Source organism: Streptomyces chiangmaiensis, from assembly GCF_036281785.1.
In the GTDB taxonomy this organism is placed as follows: domain Bacteria; phylum Actinomycetota; class Actinomycetes; order Streptomycetales; family Streptomycetaceae; genus Streptomyces; species Streptomyces chiangmaiensis.
Genome location: NZ_JAYWVC010000043.1, coordinates 17,688 through 41,115, shown reverse-complemented (window position 1 = coordinate 41,115; position 23,428 = coordinate 17,688). Strand labels below are relative to the sequence as shown.

The 23,428-nt window shown below is 70.3% G+C and carries 16 protein-coding genes; 12 read left to right on the top strand and 4 right to left on the bottom strand.

Translation table 11 applies throughout. The features are described from left to right. Nucleotides 1–13 precede the first annotated feature (13 nt). Nucleotides 14–274, bottom strand: coding sequence for a hypothetical protein (locus VXC91_RS15810; protein WP_329507893.1), 261 nt, complete (start codon nt 272–274; stop codon nt 14–16). Nucleotides 275–455: 181 nt separating this feature from the next. Here VXC91_RS15810 and miaA point away from each other — a divergent pair, with 181 nt between their 5' ends. From miaA to hflX, 6 genes are all read left to right on the top strand, one after another. Beyond that, nucleotides 456–1,394 (top strand): tRNA (adenosine(37)-N6)-dimethylallyltransferase MiaA, encoded by a 939-nt coding sequence (gene miaA / locus VXC91_RS15805; RefSeq protein WP_329507892.1) that lies wholly within the window; start codon nt 456–458, stop codon nt 1,392–1,394. Between the two features lie 108 nt (nt 1,395–1,502). Further along, entirely contained in the window at nt 1,503–1,991 is a 489-nt protein-coding gene (locus VXC91_RS15800) for a hypothetical protein (RefSeq protein ID WP_329507907.1), read from the top strand. A gap of 89 nt (nt 1,992–2,080) precedes the next feature. After that, the gene (gene dapF, locus VXC91_RS15795; RefSeq protein ID WP_329507891.1) at nt 2,081–2,974 is read left to right on the top strand and encodes a diaminopimelate epimerase; all 894 of its coding nucleotides are present in this window, start codon (nt 2,081–2,083) and stop codon (nt 2,972–2,974) included. 430 nt (nt 2,975–3,404) lie between these two features. Then, a complete protein-coding gene (locus VXC91_RS15790) occupies nt 3,405–5,600 on the top strand; it encodes a RelA/SpoT family protein (RefSeq protein ID WP_329507890.1) in 2,196 nt (731 codons plus the stop codon). A gap of 108 nt (nt 5,601–5,708) precedes the next feature. Further along, nucleotides 5,709–7,211, top strand: coding sequence for a M1 family metallopeptidase (locus tag VXC91_RS15785; RefSeq protein ID WP_329507889.1), 1,503 nt, complete (start codon nt 5,709–5,711; stop codon nt 7,209–7,211). Nucleotides 7,212–7,384: 173 nt separating this feature from the next. Beyond that, on the top strand, nt 7,385–8,875 hold the full coding sequence (gene hflX, locus VXC91_RS15780) for a GTPase HflX (protein ID WP_329507888.1): 1,491 nt from the start codon (nt 7,385–7,387) through the stop codon (nt 8,873–8,875). A 120-nt stretch (nt 8,876–8,995) separates the two neighbouring features. Here hflX and VXC91_RS15775 read toward each other — a convergent pair whose 3' ends face one another. Beyond that, entirely contained in the window at nt 8,996–10,222 is a 1,227-nt protein-coding gene (locus VXC91_RS15775) for a trypsin-like serine peptidase (protein WP_329507887.1), read from the bottom strand. Nucleotides 10,223–10,876: 654 nt separating this feature from the next. Here VXC91_RS15775 and VXC91_RS15770 point away from each other — a divergent pair. From VXC91_RS15770 to VXC91_RS15755, 4 genes are all read left to right on the top strand, one after another. Next, nucleotides 10,877–12,286, top strand: coding sequence for a diaminobutyrate--2-oxoglutarate transaminase family protein (locus VXC91_RS15770; RefSeq protein WP_329507906.1), 1,410 nt, complete (start codon nt 10,877–10,879; stop codon nt 12,284–12,286). A gap of 151 nt (nt 12,287–12,437) precedes the next feature. After that, nucleotides 12,438–14,387 (top strand): IucA/IucC family protein, encoded by a 1,950-nt coding sequence (locus VXC91_RS15765; protein WP_408057393.1) that lies wholly within the window; start codon nt 12,438–12,440, stop codon nt 14,385–14,387. A gap of 36 nt (nt 14,388–14,423) precedes the next feature. Then, nucleotides 14,424–15,302 (top strand): GNAT family N-acetyltransferase, encoded by an 879-nt coding sequence (locus tag VXC91_RS15760; protein WP_408057392.1) that lies wholly within the window; start codon nt 14,424–14,426, stop codon nt 15,300–15,302. A gap of 201 nt (nt 15,303–15,503) precedes the next feature. Beyond that, nucleotides 15,504–17,477, top strand: a complete 1,974-nt coding sequence (locus tag VXC91_RS15755) for an ATP-dependent DNA helicase (protein ID WP_329507886.1) — start codon at nt 15,504–15,506, stop codon at nt 17,475–17,477. Between the two features lie 188 nt (nt 17,478–17,665). Here VXC91_RS15755 and lexA read toward each other — a convergent pair whose 3' ends face one another. After that, on the bottom strand, nt 17,666–18,445 hold the full coding sequence (gene lexA / locus VXC91_RS15750) for a transcriptional repressor LexA (RefSeq protein ID WP_329507885.1): 780 nt from the start codon (nt 18,443–18,445) through the stop codon (nt 17,666–17,668). 557 nt (nt 18,446–19,002) lie between these two features. Here lexA and nrdR point away from each other — a divergent pair. Further along, nucleotides 19,003–19,566, top strand: coding sequence for a transcriptional regulator NrdR (nrdR, locus tag VXC91_RS15745; RefSeq protein ID WP_329507884.1), 564 nt, complete (start codon nt 19,003–19,005; stop codon nt 19,564–19,566). Between the two features lie 151 nt (nt 19,567–19,717). Further along, nucleotides 19,718–22,603, top strand: a complete 2,886-nt coding sequence (locus tag VXC91_RS15740) for a vitamin B12-dependent ribonucleotide reductase (RefSeq protein ID WP_329507883.1) — start codon at nt 19,718–19,720, stop codon at nt 22,601–22,603. A gap of 190 nt (nt 22,604–22,793) precedes the next feature. Here the strand turns inward: VXC91_RS15740 and VXC91_RS15735 are convergent, their stop codons facing one another. After that, nucleotides 22,794–23,327: a TerD family protein gene (locus VXC91_RS15735; RefSeq protein ID WP_329507882.1), complete on the bottom strand. Its 534-nt coding sequence runs from the start codon at nt 23,325–23,327 to the stop codon at nt 22,794–22,796. Nucleotides 23,328–23,428 lie beyond the last annotated feature (101 nt).

Sequence of the window (23,428 nt, the reverse complement as noted above, 5' to 3'; positions counted from 1 at the left end):
CTTGCGGGGGCAGTTATCTGCGGGCGCCCTCGTCGGCCCCGTTGTCGACGGCCTTTTCGGCGGACTGCTGCTTCGGGATCCCGACGGCCTGGTCGGCGGTCCGGATGGTCACCTCCACCGCGCCCTTCGACCCGGCTGCGGACGTGGTCGCGTCCTGCGCTTCGTCGGGCGCATCCGCTCCGGCCGGGGTCGTCGGCCGTGTGGCCTCCACCGCGGCGGACCGGGCCTCCTCCGTCGTCCTCGACCTCCGGAAAAGCCGTCCAAAAACGCCCATATCAACTCCATACATTACTCGTGCGGGCGAAATACCGTGCAGCTCGGTGAGTCCGTTTGCGTTGCCCGGTTCATTCGTCCTGGAACCGGTGACCGGAACCCCGCATCGGGCAACGAACCCGCATCGGGGGCGTTACGTAACTCGTTCGAGACGGGGTCCGGAGGTTTGCGAGACTGTTGCGGTGAGTAGTGCAGCCCCCGCACCGCGGGTCATCGCCGTCGTCGGACCGACCGCGGCCGGAAAATCCGATCTGGGTGTGTTCCTCGCCCAGCGCCTCGGCGGCGAGGTCGTCAACGCCGACTCCATGCAGCTCTACCGGGGGATGGACATCGGCACCGCCAAACTGACGCCCGAGGAGCGCGGCGGAGTGCCGCACCACCTGCTGGACATCTGGGACGTGACGGTGACCGCGTCCGTCGCCGAGTACCAGAGCCTCGCCCGTGCCCGGATCGATGCGCTGCTCTCCGAGGGCCGCTGGCCCGTCCTCGTGGGCGGCTCGGGGCTGTATGTGCGCGGCGCGGTCGACCATCTGGAGTTCCCGGGGACCGATCCCGAGGTGCGCGCCCGGCTCGAGGAGGAGCTCGCGGTGTGTGGCCCGGGGGCGCTGCACGCGCGCCTGGCCTCCGCGGATCCGGAGGCCGCGCACGCGATTCTGCCGAGCAACGGCCGCCGGATCGTCCGTGCCCTCGAGGTCATCGAGATCACAGGTCGGCCCTTCACCGCCAATCTCCCCGGTCACGACTCGGTCTACGACACCGTCCAGATCGGGGTCGACGTGGCGCGCCCGGAACTCGACGAGCGCATCGCGCACCGGGTCGACCGGATGTGGGAGGCGGGACTCGTCGACGAGGTGCGCACCCTGGAGGGGCGGGGGCTGCGGGAGGGGCGCACGGCATCGCGTGCACTCGGATATCAGCAGGTACTGGCGGCGCTCGCGGAGGAGTGCACGCTGGAAGAGGCGCGCGCCGAGACCGTGCGCGCCACCAAGCGCTTCGCGCGCCGTCAGGATTCCTGGTTCCGTCGGGATCCGAGAGTGCACTGGCTCAGTGGCGCGGCCGAGAACCGTGGGGAACTTCCGCACCTCGCGCTGGCGTTGGTCGAACGACCGGTTACAGCCTGATCACGTGATGGCATCGGGACGCTCGGGCCGTCATACGGGCCTCCGGCGGCATGCCATCATCGAGCTTCGATCGACCAAGTGGAGTCCGAGTTGGGAGGGCGCGTGGCGATGGAGGCCGGCCCTCGCGACACCGCACAAGGCGCGGAGTACGACACCGCGCAGGGCGGGGAGCAGGGGCTCAGTTCCGACGGACCCGGTCAGGAGCCGCCGGGCGGTGTGACCGCCGACGGTCCGAACGCGGACGAGTTGATGGCCGGACCCGAGGTGGAGGTCGAACTGCGGCCGCAGCGCCGGCTGCGGATCTGGCAGCTCGCCCCCATCGTGGGGCTGGCGGCGATCGGCTCCCTGATGTTCGCCTTCCCCCTGGCCTTCGAGTTCGGTGACGGCGGCGCCGTGGTCGCCATGCTCGGCCTGCTGATCTGCTCGTGCGCGGCCGGCTGGGGGATGATGGCCGCGCGTCGCGTCGGTTACACATGGCCCGGCCTGTCGCCGCGCGGCTCCGGGCGGCGGGCCGACTGGCGGGTGGCTCTCGCGTACGCGGTGGTCGTCGCCGCGGTCGTGGTGCTGGCCGTGTGGCGTGTGGCCAGGCTGCGCTGATGCCGCGGTCCTGAGACCGGACGGGCCGTCCGCGGTGCGGGGCCGGCCGTCCGCCGCAGAGTGCCGGTGCGACCCCGTACGATCGAGGAATGAGCACGCGGATCGCCTTCCTCAAGGGTCACGGCACCGAGAACGACTTCGTGATCGTCCCTGACCTCGAGAACGTCATCGACCTGCCCCCGGCCGCCGTCGCGGCGCTGTGCGACCGTCGTGCGGGCATCGGTGGCGACGGGCTGCTGCACGTCGTGCGTTCCTCCGCGCACCCCGAGGCCCGCGCGATGGCGGCCGAGGCGGAATGGTTCATGGACTACCGCAACGCGGACGGCTCGGTCGCGGAGATGTGCGGCAACGGCGTGCGGGTGTTTGCACGCTACCTCCAGCGCGCCGGGTACGCGGGCGAGGGGGACCTCGCCATCGCGACGCGCGGGGGCGTGAAGACCGTGCACATCGCGAAGACCGGGTCCGGCGGCGACTCGGCGGAGGGGGACATCACCGTCGGCATGGGCAGGGCGATCCTGCCCGGGGGAGACGTCGAGGTGAGCGTCGATGAGCGCACCTGGCCCGCGCGCAACGTGAACATGGGCAACCCCCACGCGGTCGCCTTCGTCGACGACCTCGCGGACGCCGGCAACCTGTACGACGCGCCCCCGTTCAGCCCGGCGTCGGCCTACCCGGACGGGGTGAACGTGGAATTCGTGGTCGACCGGGCGCCCCGGCACGTCGCGATGCGCGTCCACGAGCGCGGTTCCGGCGAGACCCGCTCGTGCGGCACGGGTGCGTGCGCGGTGGCCGTCGCCACCGCCCGTCGTGACGGTGCCGACCCGGCCGTGACGGGCGTCCCGGCGACGTACACCGTGGACGTCCCGGGCGGCACCCTCGTGATCACCGAACGTCCGGACGGCGAGATCGAGATGACCGGACCAGCGGTGATCGTCGCCGAGGGCGAGATCGACGCCGTGTGGCTGGCCGCCGCGGCTCGCTGACGCGCGACGGCCGGCGGAATCCAGCCTGCCGACGTGTCCCCGGGGGCGAACGGGCGGCGCTGTGAAGCGCGATGTGGCACGTGCACGGGGACACGCCGTAGCGCCACGTGGCTGGAAAGCGCGGCCGGTCGCCCGGCCGCACGGCTCCGTATCGCAGACGGGAGCGCACCGGATGCTGTGATCCGCAGTCCCTGGGCGCGGGGGACGGGCGAATCGACGGTCGACGCTCATGCCCCTGGCGGAAAACCGTAAACGTGCGGAACCTTCGCTCGAATGGGTGATCCGTTTCACGCTCGACGAGAGCCGGTCGGGCGCGCGTGATGGGCTCGGTAGCATCAAGCACCGGCCCGGACGGGGGATTGTCGCCATCCCCTGCGCCGCGTACGCCATGGGGCACCCGTCCGCCGGTCGACGCAGCCGGAGGTGCCCAATGAGTGCGGAGGCCACGAATCCTGCCAACCCCGCCCCCGCGACACCGGGGGCGCATCGCAGGAAGAGCCGCCCCCGGATCGACCTGCGCCGGCTGGGCCGGGCTGCGCTGCTCGGCCCGGCCACCCGCGACCGGCTGCCGGACGCCATCGGCCATGTCGCCGAGGCGCACCGTGCCCACTACCCGGACGCGGACCTCGAACCGCTGCGCTGCGCCTATCTGTTGGCGGAGTCCTCGCACCGGGGGCAGATGCGCAAGAGCGGCGAGCCGTACATCACGCACCCCCTCGCCGTGACCCTGATCCTCGCCGAACTCGGCGCCGAGACGACCACGTTGACCGCCTCCCTGCTGCACGACACCGTCGAGGACACGGATGTCACTCTCGATCAGGTGCGCGAGGAGTTCGGCGAGGAGGTGCGCTATCTCGTCGACGGCGTCACCAAACTGGAGAAGGTCGACTACGGCGCCGCCGCCGAACCCGAGACCTTCCGCAAGATGCTCGTGGCTACCGGCAGCGACGTCCGGGTGATGTCGATCAAACTCGCCGACCGCCTGCACAACATGCGCACCCTGGGCGTGATGCGCCGTGAGAAGCAGGAACGCATCGCCAAGGTCACCCGGGACGTGCTCATCCCGCTCGCCGAACGCCTCGGCGTCCAGGCACTCAAGACCGAACTCGAGGACCTCGTCTTCGCGGTACTGCACCCCGAGGAGTACGAGCACACCAGGGAACTGATCGTCGAGAACGCGGCGCACGGCGACGACCCCCTCGCCGAGATGACCGAGCAGGCGCGGACCGTCCTGCGCGAGGCCGGCATCCAGGCCGAAGTCCTGATCAGGCCACGGCACTTCGTCTCCGTACACCGCATCTCCCGCAAGCGGGGCCGACTGCGTGGGGCGGACTTCGGCCGGCTCCTCGTACTCGTGAACGAGGACGCCGACTGCTACGGGGTCCTCGGCGAGCTGCACACCTGCATGACCCCGGTGGTCTCGGAGTTCAAGGACTTCATCGCGGTCCCCAAGTTCAACCTGTACCAGTCGCTGCACACCGCGATCGCGCGCGAGGACGGCGAGGTCGCCGAAGTCCTCATCCGCACCCACCAGATGCACAAGGTGGCCGAGGCCGGCGTGATCGCGCTCGGCAATCCGTACGCTCCGGCCTCCGACGACCCGGCCGACGGCGAGCGGGCCGACCCCACCCGCCCCGGCTGGCTGTCCCGGCTTCTGGTGTGGCAGGAGGCGGCCCCGGACACCGACACCTTCTGGTCGACGCTGCGCGAGGACCTCGCCCAGGACCGGGAGATCACCGTGTACCGCCAGGACGGGGGCGCACTGGGGCTCCCGGAGGGTGCCAGTTGTGTGGACGCCGCGTACGCGCAGTACGGCGAGGACGCCCACGCCTGTATCGGGGCCCGTGTCAACGGCCGCCTGGCGACACTGAGCACGGTCCTCAAGGACGGCGACACCGTGCAACTCCTCATGGGGCAGGACCCGGCCTCGGAGCCTTCCCGGGAGTGGCTGGAGCACGCCCACACGCCGGCCGCACGGATCGCCATCCAGCGCTGGCTGGCGGCACATCCGGTGCCGGAGGACCCGTCCGACGACGGGCTGGACCCGGGCGACACGCGGTACCGCGCGGAGACGTCACCGGACGGTACCGCAGCGCGCATTGCGGCGCTCGGGCCTGCTTCTCGCCCGCCCGCGCTGCCCGCGCTCCCCACCCCGGACACCTCCGGTACCCCGGCGGCCAACGCGGTCGCCGACCTGCCCGGAGCCTCCGTACGCCTCGCGGGCTGCTGTACGCCCGTGCCTCCCGACGAGGTCACCGGCTTCGCCGTACGGGGCGGCGTGGTGACCGTCCACCGTGTCGAGTGCGCCGGAGTGGCGCGCATGAAGGGCACGGGGCGAGCGGAAGTAGGCGTGCGTTGGGGCGAGACGACCGAGTGCCGGGTCACGCTCGTCGCCGAGTCCTTTGTGCGCCCGCACCTTCTCGCGGACCTCACCGAGGCGATCGCCCTGCAAGGCGTCGGGATCGTCTCCGCCACCGTCGAGCCGCCCAGCCAACAGCGGGTGCGCCACACGTACACGCTCCAACTCCCGGACGCCGCGCACCTGCCGGCCCTGATGCGTGCGATGCGGAACGTGGCCGGTGTCTACGACGTGGGCCGCGCTCAGCACCCCACGGCCGCCCAGTAGCGTTGTATGACAAACCCGTTGGGGGCGGAGCGTCGGCGCTGAACCCGTTCGAGTGTGACCGGCGCGCGTCGTCACCGCGCGACAGGTGTGCGCTGGTAGCGGTGGTCCATGCCGCACAGCCTCCGTTCCGTGATCCCCCGTGCCCGCCGTACGACTGCCGCCCTGCTCGCCTCCGCCGTCTCCGGCTGCCTGATCGCCGCGAGCGCCCCGTCGCCCACCACGCCCCTGGGCATCGGTGACCCCCTCTTCCCGACGCTCGGCAACCCCGGATACGACGTCCAGTCGTACGACCTCTCCTTCACCTATCCCGGCAGCAACAGCAAGCCCCTCACTGCTGTCACCAAGATCAAGGCGTGGGCCACCCAGCGCTTGGAGAGCGTCAACCTCGACTTTGCGTACGGCACGGTTCAGTCCGTCGACGTCAACGGCGTGCCCGCGTCCTTCACCAGCGCGGGGGAGGATCTGGTGATCACGCCGGCCGCCCCGCTCCCCAGGGGCGGCGCCCTGCGGATCACCGTGCGGCACACCAGCGACCCCGTGCCCGCGAAGAGCCGGGACAGCGGCTGGGTACGCACGAACGACGGGCTCGTGATGGCCAACCAGGCCGACGCCGCCCACTTGGTCTTCCCGTGCAATGACCACCCCTCCGACAAGGCGATGTTCACCATCCACGTGACCACGCCGGACGGCTACACGGCCGTGGCGAACGGTGTGTCCAGGGGCAGCGAGCGGACCGGTGGGTCCACCACCTGGACCTACCGCACCCGGCACCCCATGGCGACGGAACTCGCCCAGGTCTCCATCGGCCGCAGCACCGTCCTGTACCGCCGGGGACCGCATGGGCTGCCCGTCCGTGACGTCGTACCCGCCAAGGACGCGACGGTCCTCGAGCCGTGGCTGAAGAAAACGCCCGGCCAGATCGCCTGGATGGAGCAGAAGGTCGGCCTCTACCCCTTCGAGACCTACGGGCTGCTGATCGCCCAGGCGCAGACCGGCTTCGAACTGGAGACGCAGACGCTCTCCCTCTTCGAGAAGCAGGTGTTCACCGACCCCGCCTATCCCGCCTGGTACGTCGAGTCGATCATGGTGCACGAGCTGTCCCACCAGTGGTTCGGCGACAGCGTCAGCCCGCGCGGCTGGTCCGACCTGTGGCTGAACGAGGGGCACGCCACCTGGTACGAGGCCCTGTACGCGGAGGAGACCGCGCACCGGTCCCTGGAGACGCGTATGAAGGCGGCGTACACCCGCTCCGACCAGTGGCGGGCGACGGGCGGCCCGCCCGCCGACCCCCAGCCGGCGAAGGCGGGCCACAAGATCAGCCTCTTCCGGCCGAACGTCTACGACGGCTCCGCGCTCGTCCTGTATGCGCTGCGCCAGGAGATCGGGCGCCCCGCCTTCGAGCGTCTGGAGCGGGCCTGGGTCGCCGTGCACCGGGACGGCACGGCGACCACGGCCGATTTCGAGCACCTGGCGTCCGTCATCGCCGGACGCGACCTGAGCGTGTTCTTCAGGGCCTGGCTGTACAGCGAGAAGACACCGCCGATGCCGGGGCACCCGGACTGGAAGCGCGACCCTGTACAGGCCCCGACAGCCGCGCGACAAGTCGGGTGACGCGGTGGGCCGTGCCGTGCGACCATCGTCGGGTCGGCGGCGCGGCCCCAAGGACGGCGGGCGACCGGGAATGTCCTGGGCCGCTCGAGCGTTGGCACCTGTGATGAGGTGTATGGCCGAAAAGCGCCAGCACACGTCGCCGCGAACGGAACCCTCAACGACGTAAGGACCCAATGACCTCCTCTTCTTCCCCTTCCCAGGACGCCAAGCGCTTTGCGCACGCCTACCCCGAGGGCCTTCGGGCCGATGCCCTGATGGAAGAGGACGTCGCCTGGAGCCACGAGATCGACGGAGAGCGGGACGGCGACCAGTTCGACCGCTCCGAGCGCGCGGCGCTGCGCCGTGTCGCGGGCCTCTCCACCGAGCTCGAGGACGTCACCGAGGTCGAGTACCGGCAGCTGCGCCTGGAGCGCGTCGTGCTCGTCGGGGTGTGGACCTCGGGGACCGTGCAGGATGCGGAGAACTCCCTCGCCGAGCTGGCAGCCCTCGCCGAGACCGCGGGAGCGCTCGTCCTCGACGGCGTGACCCAGCGTCGCGACAAGCCCGACGCGGCCACCTACATCGGCTCCGGCAAGGCCGACGAGCTGCGGGACATCGTCCTCGAGACCGGCGCGGACACCGTCATCTGCGACGGTGAGCTCAGCCCCGGCCAGCTGATCCACCTCGAGGACGTCGTCAAGGTCAAGGTCATCGACCGCACGGCTCTGATCCTGGACATCTTCGCCCAGCACGCCAAGTCCCGAGAGGGCAAGGCGCAGGTCGCCCTCGCGCAGATGCAGTACATGCTGCCGAGGCTCCGCGGCTGGGGTCAGTCGCTGTCCCGGCAGATGGGCGGCGGTAGCGGCGGCCTGGCGACCCGTGGTCCCGGTGAGACCAAGATCGAGACGGACCGGCGGCGGATCCGCGAGAAGATGGCGAAGATGCGCCGGGAGATCGCGGAGATGAAGACCGGCCGCGAGATCAAGCGCCAGGAGCGCCGGCGCCACAAGGTGCCGTCGGTCGCCATCGCGGGCTACACCAACGCCGGCAAGTCCTCCCTGCTCAACCGGCTCACCGGCGCGGGGGTTCTGGTCGAGAACGCGCTGTTCGCGACCCTCGACCCGACCGTGCGCCGGGCCGAGACCCCGAGCGGACGGCTGTACACACTGGCCGACACCGTCGGTTTCGTCCGGCACCTGCCCCACCACCTGGTCGAGGCGTTCCGCTCCACCATGGAGGAGGTCGGCGACTCCGACCTGATCCTGCACGTGGTGGACGGCTCGCACCCGGTGCCGGAGGAGCAGCTGGCCGCCGTTCGCGAGGTGATCAGCGACGTCGGTGCCACCGATGTGCCCGAGATCGTCGTGATCAACAAGGCGGACACGGCCGACCCGCTGGTCCTCCAGCGGCTGCTGCGGACGGAGAAGCGTGCCGTCGCGGTCTCGGCCCGCACCGGCAAGGGCATCCAGGAGCTGCTCGCGCTGATCGACAACGAGCTGCCGAGGCCGTCGGTCGAGATCGAGGCACTCGTGCCCTACACGCAGGGTCGTCTGGTGGCACGCGCCCACTCCGAAGGCGATGTGATCTCCGAGGAGCACACCCCGGAGGGCACGCTGCTCAAGGCCCGGGTGCACGAGGAGCTGGCCGCCGAGCTGGCGCCGTACGCTCCGGCCCCCGCGTTCTGAGCCGCGGCTGCCGGCGGAGCTCCGCCCACGAGCGAAAGGCCCGCTCCCTGCACCTTCCGGGGCGCGGGCCTTCCCGTTTCCGCGGGTCACCAGCCGTCCGGACCCGTCACGTGGGGTGTCTCACCGGTTCGCGAACTTCTTGCTGACCGACTCGTAGATCCCCTTGGCCACGTCGCCGAGCCGCGGTCCGGCCAGCCAGCCGGAGGCCACCGGGCCGATCGAGGTGTTGGACACCAGCACCGGATTGCCGTTCGAGCCCCTCTCCACCCAGCCGCCGCCGGACGAACCGCCCGTCATGGTGCAGCCGATGCGGTACATCGTGGGATCCGTCCTCTCGATCGAGAGCCGGCCCGGCTTGTCCTGGCACTGGTACAGCTTCTGGCCGTCGAACGGAGCCGCCGCCGGATAGCCGGTCGCGGTGATGCTGTCCACCTTCGGAACGGCCGGTGCGTCGAAGTCCACAGCAAGGGCCGAACCGACCGTCTCTTCCAGGGACTTGCCGCCGGTGCCCTGCTCGGGCGTCACATGGATCACGGCGAAGTCGTACGACGCGCCCTGGCCGCCGGTCTCGCTGCCCTGCTCGATCCACTGCTCCGAGGTCTGTGTCCAGTCACCCCACCAGACACCGTACGGGGCGATCTCCTCGCGCGTGGCGTTCTTCAGCTCGGCCTCCGGCTTCCCGGAGTTGTTGTACGCCGGCACGAACGCGATGTTGCGGTACCAGCCGCCGTTCCTGCCGGCGTGCACACAGTGGCCCGCCGTCCACACGAGGTTGGACTTGCCCGGGTGTGCCGGGTCCTGGACGACGGTCGCCGAACAGACCATCGTGCCCTTGGGGGAGTCGAAGAACACCTTGCCCGCAGTGGGGGCGTTGTCGTGATACGTGGCCGGCACCGACTGCGCCTTCACCGGTGCCGGGGTCGGGTCGGTCACTCCCTGATCGCCCGAGAGGTCGTTGTCGTCGACGCCCCTGTCGGGGTCATCGGCCTGGCGCATCCGGTCCGGGTTCCACAGACCCTTGATGATCGGATTGATGAACTCGTCGGCCTCGCGCAGCCAGTCGTCCTTGTCCCAGTTCTTCCAGGCGCCGTTCTTCCACTTGTCGATGTCGATCCCGTGTTCCCTGAGCTTCTGCTTGATGTCGTCCGGGATCTGGATCTTGTCGTCGCTCGCGGAGGACGCGGACGCGCTCGCCTCGCCGCCCGCCTTGCTGTCCCCGCCCGCGTCGCACGCCGTCACGGTCAGCGCCAGCGCCGTGGCGAGGCCGACCGCCACCAGCGAGGGGAAGGCCGTGTGGCGTGCGCTCCTTCCCCGGCGGGCTGCGAAGAACGGGCGTATCGGTCGCATGGTCTGAACTCCCCCTGGAATGAACCTGTGTGAAGAGGACTGTGCACCGCCGTGCCGGCGGGACCTCGTGGACGGGCATGTGCTTCCGCTGAACAGCACCACACACTATGCGTGCGCTGTGGGAGGCCTCCGACGGAACGGCAACGGTTCGGCCACAAGGCGTTCGCGCTGTCGGTCATCCAGGATCTGACGCGAGCGCAGTCACTCACGTCCGGGCGGTACAACGGCGTTGGCGTCAGGCTGGCGAGATGAAGCCTGCGGTGGCCCGCAGGGACGATGCCGAAGATGCGGTCGCCCACGGTCAGGACTGCCCGGCGGGTGTGGCCTGTTCGGGGGAGGCGGCGCAGGCGCACTGCCACCGCGTCGGCCGGTACCCGGACGGCACCGGCCGCTCGGTTCCGATGTCATCGAGGGGGCTGCCCATCGCGATGAGCCGGCACCCGTGCCGGCCTCCCGAGGGCAGCAGTCGTCGAGGACCGACCGGCAAGGATCTTGCTCTCACCCGCTTCCACAGGCCGTTCACGTCGTTGGTATGTACGGGGTGATCTGCTGTCCGTGGTCAACCGCTCGCCCCATCCCCTCTGGACAGCGGGAGGAACTGACGTCGTGACCGTGACGGAGACTGCGGTGGTGCCGGTGGAGGGCGAGCCGGAGGTGTGCGCGGCGACGGAGGGGGAGCGCGCGGCACGCGAGACCGGGGGAGTGCGCACGGCGCACGAGGACATTCTGCGGCGTCAGTCGGCGCGCGAGTCCGCGGCGCGCACTTATGCGCGCGCCCTCCCGATCGTGCCCGTGCGGGCGCGTGGGCTCACCATCGAGGGCGCGGACGGCCGCCGTTACCTCGACTGCCTCTCCGGCGCGGGCACACTGGCCCTCGGCCACAACCACCCGGTGGTCCTGGAGGCGATCCGCAAGGTCCTCGACTCGGGTGCCCCGCTGCACGTCCTGGACATGGCCACCCCCGTCAAGGACGCCTTCACCACCGAACTGCTCCGCACCCTGCCGCCCGGCTTCGCCGACCACGCGCGCGTGCAGTTCTGCGGTCCGGCCGGGACGGACGCCGTGGAGGCCGCGCTCAAGCTGGTGCGCGTGGCCACCGGTCGTAGCGGAATCCTGGCCTTCACCGGCGCGTACCACGGGATGACCACCGGGGCCCTGGAGGTGTCCGGAGGCGCGACCGACGTCCGTGTGGCCCGCCTGCCGTACCCGCAGGACTACCGCTGCCCGTTCGGTATCGGCGGCGAGCGCGGCGCCGAACTCGGAGCCCGCTGGACCGAGTCGCTCCTCGACGACGCCAAGTCGGGCGTGTCACTGCCCGCCGGGATGATCCTGGAACCGGTGCAGGGCGAGGGCGGGGTCAATCCCGCGCCGGACGCATGGATGCGCCGCATGCGCAAGATCACCGAGGCCCGGTCGATCCCGTTGATCGCGGACGAGGTGCAGACGGGCGTGGGACGCACGGGACGCTTCTGGGCGGTCGAGCACAGTGGTGTGGTGCCCGACGTGATGGTCCTCTCCAAGGCGATCGGCGGCAGCCTGCCGCTCGCCGTCGTGGTCTACCGCGACGACCTCGACGTCTGGCAACCCGGTGCCCACGCCGGCACCTTCCGCGGCAACCAACTCGCCATGGCCGCGGGCACGGCGACTCTCGCCCACGTCCGTGAGAACGGCCTCGCCGAGCGCGCCGACGCTCTCGGTACCCGCATGCTGACCCAACTCGGTTCTCTGGTGGCCGAGTTCCCGTTCATCGGTGATGTTCGTGGCCGAGGGCTGATGATCGGCATCGAAATCGTCGAGGCCGACGGCGCGAACGGACCGATGTCCCAGGACTCCGCCACCGCCGATGCCCGACGGGCCAGCCCCCTCCCCGCGGCGCCCGCACTGGCCGCCGCGGTCCAGCGGGAGTGCCTGCGGCGCGGCCTGATCGTGGAACTGGGTGGGCGGCACGCGAGTGTCGTCCGGCTGTTGCCACCGCTGACGATCACCGACGAGCAGACGAGTGCGGTCCTGGACCGACTGGCGGACGCGGTAACCGCCGTGGCGCGGGGGACCGTCGAGCCCTGAGGCCCCGGCCGGGCTCCCCGGACCGGCTCCGGAGCCCGGCCCGCGCCCGAAACCACCGAAGGAGACCAAGGCCCACGACGCCGTACTCGCCTGCACACCCGTACCGCACGGCCCGTCGCCGCACGAGCCGGAGACCTCACGAGGAACGACCTTGAACGCCACCCCCACACCCGACGGCGGCCCCCGGATTCCCGAGCAGGAGACCGGCGGCGCACAGGTCATCGCGCTTGCGCCGAAGACCCCCACGGTTCCCCGGCAGGAGGCAGTCTCACCGGATCCGGGGGAGGTGCGCGACGCCGACCTGCTGGAGCATCCCGATCCGCATCTGGCAGCCCAGGCCGCGACCGTGGAGAACCTGCTGCGCTGCTGGGTCCGCGAGCACGATCTCGCGGCGCCGGCCGACGGCATCCTGCGCATCCCGCTCCCGGCCGGCGCGACGGCGCTCCTCGTCCCCGTCCGGTACTGGTCCTTGACCGGCTGGCACCGCTTCGGCCTGCCGCGCCTGGCCGGCGTACCCGAGTCGGCCCCTCCCGCGGACGCCGTGACGGTGGCGACCCTGCTGGCCCGGGAGGCCGGAGCGGCCCGCCCCGCAGTCGCCTCGGTCCCGGCCTCCGTACCATCCTCGCCGGCGGTCTTCCCCCACGACCACGTCGCCGATCTGGTGGCCCGTGTCGCCGACTCCGTCCGCCGCACCACGACCTTCATCGCGGAGCGACGCGAGCGCCCCGCGGACGAGGCGGACCTCTTTCTCTCCGCCGAGCAGGCGCTGCTGCTCGGGCACCCGATGCACCCGACGGCCAAGAGCCGCGAGGGACTCTCCGACGCCGAGGCGCGGCTCTACTCGCCCGAGCTGAGGGGCTGTTTCCCGCTGCACTGGATGGCGGTCGCGCCCTCCGTGCTCGCGGCCGACTCGGCCTGGACGGAGCGCGGCCGGACCGTGCCCGCCGACCTGCTCGCCCTACGGCTCGCAGCCGCGGACCTTCCACTCCCCGAGGGCTTCACCGCTCTGCCGCTTCACCCCTGGCAGGCGCGTGAGATCCGGCACCGCCCACAGGCCGCGGCTCTGCTGGAGGCCGGACTGATCCGCGACCTCGGGGCACACGGAGAGCCCTGGCGCCCCACCTCCTCCGTACGCACGGTCCACCGCTCGGGCGTCCCGGCGATGCTGAAGCTGTCGCTGGGTCTGCGTATCACCAACTCCCGACGTGAGAACCTCCGCAAGGAACTCCACCGCGGCGCCGAGGTGCACCGGCTGTTGCGCGGCGGACTCGGCAAGGAGTGGCGGTCCGTGCACCCCCGCTTCGACATCGTGCGCGACCCGGCCTGGCTGGCCGTCGACGATATGGCCGGCATGCCTGTGGCCGGGCTGGACGTGGTGATCCGCCACAACCCGTTCGGACCGACGGACGACGCCTGCTGCCTCGCCGGCCTCGTTTCGCCCAGGGCACGCGCCTTGCCCGCCGGGCCGCAGCGCCCCGGGCCGGGCTCCCGGCTCGCCGAGACCGTCCTCCGCCTCGCCGAGCGCACCGGCCGCTCGCGCGGCGCCGTCGCCACCGAATGGTTCCTGCGCTACCTGGAACAGGTGGTGCGCCCGGTGCTCTGGCTGGACGGCGAGGCCGGCATCGCCGTGGAGGCGCACCAGCAGAACACCGTCGTCCTCCTGGACCCGGAGGGCTGGCCCGTGGGCGGCCGTTACCGCGACAACCAGGGCTACTACTTCCGAGAGTCCCGCCGCGCCGAACTCGACGCCCGGCTGCCCGGCATCGGTGAGCACAGCGGCACCTTCGTCTCCGACGAGGTGGCCGACGAACGCTTCGCGTACTACCTCGGCATCAACAACGTCTTCGGTCTCATCGGCGCGTTCGGCTCTCAGGGCCTCGCCGAGGAACGGCTGTTGCTCGCCGCCTTCCGCCGCTTCCTGGCCGCCACCACCACCGGGCCCGGCCGGCTGCGCACCTCCCTGCCGGCCCGCCTGCTCGAATCACCCGTCCTGCGCTGCAAGGCCAATCTGCTGACCCGGCTGCACGGCCTGGACGAACTCGTCGGCCCGGTGGACACCCAGTCCGTCTACGTCACCGTCACCAATCCCCTTCATCCCTGAAGACGACCCGTCCCTTCTCCTGAGAGGAGCGTCGACGTGTCTCCCATCGACGCGAACAGCGGCGCCGGCATCGCCTCCGTCCCGGCCGCGGGGTCCGCCGCCCACTCGGGCTCCGGATCCGGTGCGGACGGACGTCTTCGCCCGGACCCCCGCTCGGACTGCGAGGACACCCTCGATCTCCGGCTGCCCGACCAGCTCATGGCCCTCGGTGCGAACCGCGAGGCGAGCCGGAGCAGGGCGGCGGCTCCCCTCGCCGTCGATGCCCCGGACGGCCCTGCCGATGCCCTGGCCCTGCCTGACGTGCGGCCTGGTATCCCGCAGGACGACGACCTCCTCGACCACGTGGCCGACTGGGGCGCGACCTCCACCCCCGCCGGCAGGTTCCGCCTCGTCCCGGTGCACCTGGGCCGCGATCTCCCGCTCGTCACGCGCTGGATGAACGACCCGGCGGTGGCGGTGTTCTGGGACCTGGCGGGAGACGCCGCGGTCACCGAGCGGCATCTGCGGGCCCGGCTCGCCGGTGACGGGCGCAGCGTCCCGTGCCTCGGCGTGCTGGACGGCACGCCCGTGAGCTACTGGGAGATCTACCGCGCGGACCTCGACCCCCTGGCCCGCTACTACCCCGCCCGTCCCCATGACACCGGAATCCACCTCCTCATCGGCGGTGTCGACGACCGCGGACGTGGTCTCGGATCCGCCCTGCTGCGCGCCGTCGCCGAGCTCGTCCTCGACCGGCGTCCCTCGTGCTCGCGTGTCGTCGCCGAACCCGACCTCCGCAACACCCCCTCGGTCGCCGCCTTCCTGAACGCCGGCTTCCGCTTCTCTGCCGAGGTCGACCTGCCCGAGAAGGGGGCCGCCCTGATGATCCGGGACCGGGCCCTGCGTCATGTGCTTCCGCGTCGTCACTGTCCGTGACGAAGAGTGCCCCGTTCGGGTTCGCAGCCGTCCGCCTCGGTGTCCCTGCCGAACGCACTCATGTCCCACGGAGGAGTACCGTGCCGCATCCGCCCACCGGCCCGGCAGCCGTCCTGGATCAGTCATGCCGCTCGTGATCCCTCGGTGCGCTGCGGGAACGCGTGCCCGTTTGTCAGCGCCGGGCCGTAGGGTGGTCGCGCTATGACGAAGCCCTCACTCCCCGAACTCCTGCATGCCGCCGTCACAGCCGTCGGCGGTACGGAGCGCCCCGGTCAGGTGACCATGGCCCAAGCCGTCGCGGAGGCGATCGACGACGGTTCCCATCTGCTGGTCCAGGCCGGCACCGGTACCGGAAAGTCGCTGGGCTATCTGGTGCCCGCCCTCGCCCACGGGGAGCCCGTCGTCGTGGCGACCGCCACCCTGGCGCTGCAGCGCCAGCTCGTCGAGCGCGACCTGCCGCGCACGGTCGAGGCGCTGCACCCGCTGCTGCGCCGCCGTCCGGAGTTCGCGATGCTCAAGGGCAGATCGAACTACCTGTGTCTGCACCGCCTGCACGAGGGGGTGCCGCAGGACGAGGAGGACGGCCTGTTCGACCAGTTCGAGGCCGCCGCGCCGACCAGCAAGCTGGGTCAGGACCTGTTGCGGTTGCGCGACTGGTCCCAGGAGACGGAGAGCGGTGACCGGGACGACCTCACCCCGGGCGTCTCGGATCGGGCCTGGGCTCAGGTTTCGGTGTCGTCCCGGGAGTGCCTGGGCGCCTCGAAGTGCGCGTACGGCGCCGAGTGTTTCGCCGAGACGGCCCGCGAACGCGCCAAGCTCGCCGAAGTGGTCGTCACCAACCACGCGCTGCTCGCCATCGACGCCATCGAGGGAGCGCCCGTCCTCCCCCAGCACGAGGTACTCATCGTCGACGAGGCCCACGAACTGGTCTCCCGGGTGACGGGTGTGGCCACCGGCGAGCTCACCCCCGGACAGGTCAACCGTGCGGTGCGCCGCGCCGCCAAGCTCGTCAACGAGAAGGCCGCCGACCAGCTCCAGACCGCAGCCGAGGGCTTCGAGCGGCTGATGGAGCTCGCCCTGCCCGGGCGCCTCGAGGAGATCCCGGAGGATCTCGGATACGCCCTCATGGCGCTGCGCGACGCCGCCCGTACGGTGATCTCCGCGCTAGGGACGACCCGCGACAAGTCCGTCCAGGACGAGGACGCCGTCCGCAAGCAGGCGCTCGCCTCCGTGGAGAGCGTGCACGACGTGGCGGAGCGGATCACCCACGGCTCGGAGTGGGATGTCGTCTGGTACGAACGGCACGACCGCTTCGGTGCGAGCCTGCGGGTCGCCCCGTTGTCCGTCTCCGGCCTCCTGCGGGAGAAGCTCTTCGCGGACCGCTCCGTGACCCTGACGTCCGCCACCCTGAAGCTGGGCGGCGACTTCAACGGCGTCGGGGCGTCTTTGGGCCTCGCCCCCGAGGGCACGGAGGGAGACGACATGCCCAAGTGGAAGGGCATCGACGTCGGCTCCCCCTTCGACTATCCGAAGCAGGGCATCCTGTACGTCGCGAAGCATCTGTCGCGGCCGGCACGGGACGGTGACCGAGCGGACATGCAGGACGAGCTCGCGGAGCTGATCCAGGCGGCCGGCGGTCGTACGCTGGGCCTTTTCGCGTCGATGCGCGCCGCCCAACTCGCCGCCGAAGAGCTGCGCACCCGCATCCCCGAGTTCCCGATCCTGCTCCAGGGCGAGGAGACACTCGGCGAGTTGATCAAGAACTTCGCAGCCGATCCGAAGGCCTGCCTGTTCGGCACGCTCTCGCTCTGGCAGGGCGTCGACGTCCCCGGCCCGAGCTGCCAGCTGGTCGTCATGGACAAGATCCCCTTCCCGCGCCCCGACGATCCGCTGATGAGCGCCCGCCAGAAAGCCGTCGAGGACGCGGGGGGCAATGGCTTCATGGCGGTGGCCGCCACCCACGCCGCGCTCCTGATGGCGCAGGGCGCCGGCCGTCTGGTGCGGGCGACGGGGGACCGCGGTGTGGTCGCCGTACTGGACCAGCGGCTGGCCACGGCCCGCTACGGGGGCTATCTGAAGGCGTCACTGCCCGGCTTCTGGTACACGACGGACCGTAACCAGGTGCGCAGGTCGCTCGCGGCCATCGATGCGGCGGCCAAGGCGCAGGAGACGTAGCCCGGTGAGGGCCCGCGTTTGTCCAGGTCAGTACGCTGTCCGGCGGCCCTCCAGGGCCGCCGGACAGCGTACTGACCTGTGTGGTGGGGATTCCGGTGGCCCGACGGCATGGGGCCCCGGAACCGGCGCAGGGGTCCCGGGGCCCGGATCAGGGGTGGGCGTCGCAACGTCCGCCCGCCGCGTGGGCGTCACACCCGCCGCAGCACCGCCACCACCTTGCCGAGGATCGTCGCCTCGTCGCCGGGGATGGGCTGGTAGGCCGAGTTGTGGGGCAGCAGCCAGACATGGCCGTCCTCGCGCTTGAAGCGCTTGACGGTGGCCTCGCCGTCGAGCATGGCGGCCACGATGTCGCCGTTCTCGGCGACGGGCTGACGGCGGACGGTGACCCAGTCTCCGTCGCAGATCGCGGCCTCGATCATGGAGTCACCGACGACCTTCAGGACAAAGAGCTCACCGTCGCCGACGAGCTGCCGGGGGAGCGGGAAGACGTCTTCCACCGACTCCTCGGCGAGGATGGGGCCACCGGCGGCGATGCGGCCGACGAGCGGGACGTACGACGCGGCCGGCTTGCCGGCGGTGTCCGTGGGCTGTACGGAGGCCGACTGGTCCGAGCCGCGCACCTCGTACGCGCGCGGCCGGTGAGGGTCGCGGCGCAGGAAGCCCTTGCGCTCCAGCGCCATCAGCTGGTGTGCCACCGAGGAGGTGCTGGAGAGACCCACGGCCTGGCCGATCTCCCGCATCGACGGTGGGTAGCCACGTCGCTGCACGGAGTCCCGGATGACCTCGATCACCCGGCGCTGCCGGTCGGTCAGACCGGAACTGTCTGCCCGGATACCTGGAGGTCGGCCGGGCAGGGACCTCTTGGGCCCCTCGTGGTTCGTGGCTTCGTTCATGGCATGCACCGGCTCGAGTCGGCCCTGGGAGCGGTCCTGGGCAGTGATGGTGGCACTGTCTGCGGTGGTGGTCACGTCGGCCCCTCTCGATGGTCTCCCGTGCAGCACAACGGTAGTTGCTTTCGAAAGGTTGCGCCAAACACACGTTCGAGTGAAAAACCGCGAATTATCTGACGCGGTCAGGCACGCAGGTGTATGGCCGACGTCGGTCGGCGGGGGTCCCCCCGCTCGAGCGCAGCCGAGAGTGGGGGAGGGCAAAAGCGCTCATTGCTGTACCCTTCACCGCCGGGGCGATGGCCTTGTGGGGCCGCCTTGATCGGCACCCAGTCTGCCACCCGACGCCCCGTGGACCCGGCACCGACCCCCCTTCTCCATGTGGCGTCCACCGTATCCACGCATGGTCCGATCCGGTATGGCCGTGCGGCATGTGCCAATCCGCACCTCGTCTGCGTGTCGTCGCCGAATCCACGAGCCAATCGCTAGATGTAGTGGTTGGATTGCAGTAGTGGCCCATAGGTTGTGGTCCCCCCGGTCTTCCCGGCTCGGGAGATCGCCTATGCTTGGGGCTGCTTCGAGAGGCCCGTGGGGCCCACGGGGTCTCGTCAGTCGTGCTGAAAAGGAGGGTTGGAGCCATGTACTGCCCCTTCTGCAGGCACCCGGACAGCCGTGTCGTCGACAGCCGTACGACCGACGACGGGACGTCCATCCGCAGGCGCCGCCAGTGCCCCGACTGCTCCCGCCGTTTCACCACGGTGGAGACGTGTTCGCTGATGGTGGTCAAGCGGTCCGGAGTCACCGAGCCCTTCAGCCGTACCAAGGTCATCAACGGCGTGCGCAAGGCATGCCAGGGGCGGCCTGTCACCGAGGACGCACTCGCCCAGCTCGGCCAGCGGGTCGAAGAGGCGGTGCGGGCCACCGGGAGCGCCGAGCTGACCACCCATGACGTGGGTCTGGCCATACTCGGCCCCTTGCAGGAGCTCGACCTCGTCGCCTTTCTGCGGTTCGCGTCCGTGTACCGGGCATTCGACTCGCTGGAGGACTTCGAGGCCGCCATCGCGGAACTCAGGCAACAGCAGCGCGGGCGTCCCGCCGTGGACGACGACGACCACGGGAACGCTGTCGCGGAGCGCCAGAGAACCGACCGCGGGTCCGGAGGGGCGGCCGACGCCCCCGTACCCGTCACCGCCGCCGACTGACGGGAGGGCCGGAGGATTCCGGTTCCGTCGGCGGCGCACACAGACCCGTCGCGCGCGCCCCTTCACGACGCGCGTGACAAGCAGACACAACACCGTGCCTTGGGAAGAAAAGGGCACGTCAGGGCGTTATTGCCTGATACAGGGAGGCGGCATGACAGAGACGGCGAGCGGTCCGGCACGAGGTTCCCGAGCAAAGGGTGCCAAGGCCACCAAGGGGCTGCGTATCGAGCGCATTCACACGACTCCCGGCGTGCATCCTTACGACGAGGTCGAGTGGGCGCGTCGTGACGTCGTCATGACCAACTGGCGCGACGGCTCGGTCAACTTCGAGCAGCGTGGCGTCGAGTTCCCCGAGTTCTGGTCGGTGAACGCGGTCAACATCGTCACCAGCAAGTACTTCCGCGGTGCCGTCGGCACCCCGCAGCGCGAGACCAGCCTCAAGCAGCTGATCGACCGCATCGTGAAGACGTACCGGAAGGCCGGTGAGGACTACAAGTACTTCGCCTCGCCCGCCGACGCGGAGATCTTCGAGCACGAACTGGCGTACGCCCTCCTGCACCAGATCTTCAGCTTCAACAGCCCTGTCTGGTTCAACGTCGGTACCCCGCAGCCCCAGCAGGTCTCCGCCTGTTTCATCCTGTCCGTCGACGACTCCATGGAGTCGATCCTCGACTGGTACAAGGAAGAAGGCATGATCTTCAAGGGCGGCTCGGGTGCCGGCCTGAACCTCTCCCGCATCCGCTCCTCCAAGGAGCTGCTCTCCTCCGGCGGCAATGCCTCCGGCCCCGTCTCCTTCATGCGTGGCGCCGACGCCTCCGCAGGAACGATCAAGTCGGGTGGTGCCACCCGCCGCGCCGCCAAGATGGTCATCCTGGACGTCGACCACCCGGACGTCGAGGACTTCATCGAGACCAAGGTCAAGGAGGAGGAGAAGATCCGCGCCCTGCGTGACGCGGGCTTCGACATGGACCTCGGTGGTGATGACATCACCTCCGTCCAGTACCAGAACGCCAACAACTCGGTCCGCGTCAACGACACCTTCATGAAGGCCGTCGAGGGCGGCGGCAAGTTCGGCCTGCGCGCCCGTATGACCGGTGAGGTCATCGAGGAGGTCGACGCCAAGGCGCTCTTCCGCAAGATGGCCGAGGCCGCCTGGGCGTGTGCGGACCCCGGCATTCAGTACGACGACACGATCAACCACTGGCACACGTGCCCGGAGTCCGGACGTATCAACGGCTCGAACCCGTGCAGCGAGTACATGCACCTGGACAACACGTCCTGCAACCTCGCCTCGCTGAACCTGATGAAGTTCCTGAAGGACGACGGCAAGGGCAACCAGTCCTTCGAGGTCGAGCGCTTCGCCAAGGTCGTCGAGCTGGTCATCACCGCGATGGACATCTCGATCTGCTTCGCGGACTTCCCCACCGAGAAGATCGGCGAGAACACCCGCGCCTTCCGCCAGCTCGGCATCGGCTACGCCAACCTCGGCGCCCTCCTGATGGCGACCGGCCACGCGTACGACTCCGACGGCGGCCGCGCCCTGGCCGGTGCCATCACCTCCCTGATGACCGGCACGGCGTACAAGCGCTCCGCCGAGCTCGCCGCGGTCGTCGGCCCCTACGACGGTTACGCCCGCAACGAGCGGCCGCACCTGCGCGTCATGAAGCAGCACGCCGACGCCAACACCAAGGCCGTCCGCATGGACGACCTGGACACCCCGGTGTGGGCCGCCGCCACGGAAGCCTGGCAGGACGTGCTCCGCCTCGGCGAGAAGAACGGCTTCCGCAACTCCCAGGCGTCGGTCCTCGCCCCGACCGGCACCATCGGTCTGGCGATGTCCTGCGACACCACCGGTGTCGAGCCGGACCTGGCGCTGGTCAAGTTCAAGAAGCTGGTCGGCGGCGGTTCGATGCAGATCGTCAACGGCACCGTGCCGCAGGCGCTGCGCCGCCTCGGCTACCAGGAGGAGCAGATCGAGGCGATCGTCGCCCACATCGCCGAGCACGGCAATGTGATCGACGCGCCGAGCCTCAAGCACGAGCACTACGAGGTCTTCGACTGCGCCATGGGTGAGCGCGCCATCTCCCCGATGGGCCACGTCCGGATGATGGCCGCGATCCAGCCGTGGATCTCCGGTGCCATCTCCAAGACGGTCAACATGCCGGAGACGGCGACTGTCGAGGAGGTCGAGGAGATTTACTTCGAGGCCTGGAAGATGGGCATCAAGGCGCTCGCGATCTACCGCGACAACTGCAAGGTCGGCCAGCCGCTCTCCGCCAAGAAGAAGGAGAGCGCGCCCGAGAGGGCCGAGGCGCGCGTCGCGGAGCCCAGGGCCGAGAAGGTCGTCGAGTACCGTCCGGTCCGCAAGCGCCTCCCGAAGGGTCGTCCCGGCATCACCACCTCCTTCACCGTCGGTGGCGCCGAGGGCTACATGACGGCCAATTCCTACCCGGACGACGGTCTCGGCGAGGTCTTCCTGAAGATGTCCAAGCAGGGCTCGACCCTGGCGGGCATGATGGACGCCTTCTCCATCGCCGTCTCGGTGGGTCTGCAGTACGGCGTGCCGCTCGAGACGTACGTCTCGAAGTTCACCAACATGCGTTTCGAGCCGGCCGGCATGACCGACGACCCGGACGTGCGGATGGCGCAGTCGATCGTCGACTACATCTTCCGCCGTCTGGCGCTGGACTTCCTGCCCTTCGAGACGCGTTCGGCGCTCGGCATCCACTCCGCCGAGGAGCGTCAGCGCCACCTGGAGACCGGCTCGTACGAGCCCACCGACGACGAGGTCGACGTCGAGGGCCTGGCCCAGTCGGCCCCGCGTGCCCAGGAGTTGAAGGCCGTGGCCACCCCGCGGGCCGAGGCGGCGACGGCCCAGCCGGCCCCGAAGCAGGCGCACACCAGTGCCGAGCTGGTGGAGATGCAGCTGGGCATCCAGGCGGACGCCCCGCTGTGCTTCTCCTGCGGTACGAAGATGCAGCGGGCGGGTTCCTGCTACATCTGCGAGGGTTGCGGCTCGACGAGCGGCTGTAGCTGATCTTGAGCGCCTCCAGGGTGTGAATCTGCTGGTGAGGGCGATGGAGCTGATGTGCGGCTCCATCGCCCTCGGCTTTTGTCACGCCTGGCGTCGTGTCTGATTGCTCTGCGCCGGTATCCGGCCCTGACGGGCGGTCGACGCCGGCGGCCGTGCCGCCCGTCGGTGTCGACCGCCCCGTTCGAGGGAGGCGTCAGGAATCGTGAGGGCCGCCCATCACCCGGGCGAATCCCCTCGGGTCCGTGTCGTAACCGTGGACGCCCGGGCGGAACGTCCAGTCGCCGGAGGCGTCGCGCACGAACTCGGCCACCGTTGCCGCCGTCGCACCCAGGACGCTGCCGAAATCGTCCTCCGCGAGGACGGTGTATCCCTCACGCAGCCGAAGCGCCGGGTTCAGGACGCTGACGAACGTCTTGTGGCCCGTGCGCTGCTGGATGACGACTCCGGCCACCACGCGCGCGTACCGGCTGTCGAGGCGGTGGAGCTCCAGCGTCATGACCTCGTCCCAGCCGAAGCCCTTTCCGTCGAGGCTGTCGCGGTCGAGGTAGATCGTCCCGTCGGGGGAACGGCTGTCGAAGTGCACGACATAGGCGGGGTTGCCGTACGGATCCGACGCGAGGTAGGTCGCGGCGACGATGTCGAGATCGGTCGGCGGTTGTCCGGACGGGCTCGGATCCCACTTCACCGCCAGCTCGACCTTGCGGATGCCCTTGTTGAGATCGCTCATCACACATCCCCTCCCCGTTGTCACGCCCCTCGTCACGAACTGCTGTGCAGAGAGGGTCAGTTGTCCATTGTGCCTCGTGCAACCGGGCGCTCGCCCGGGTG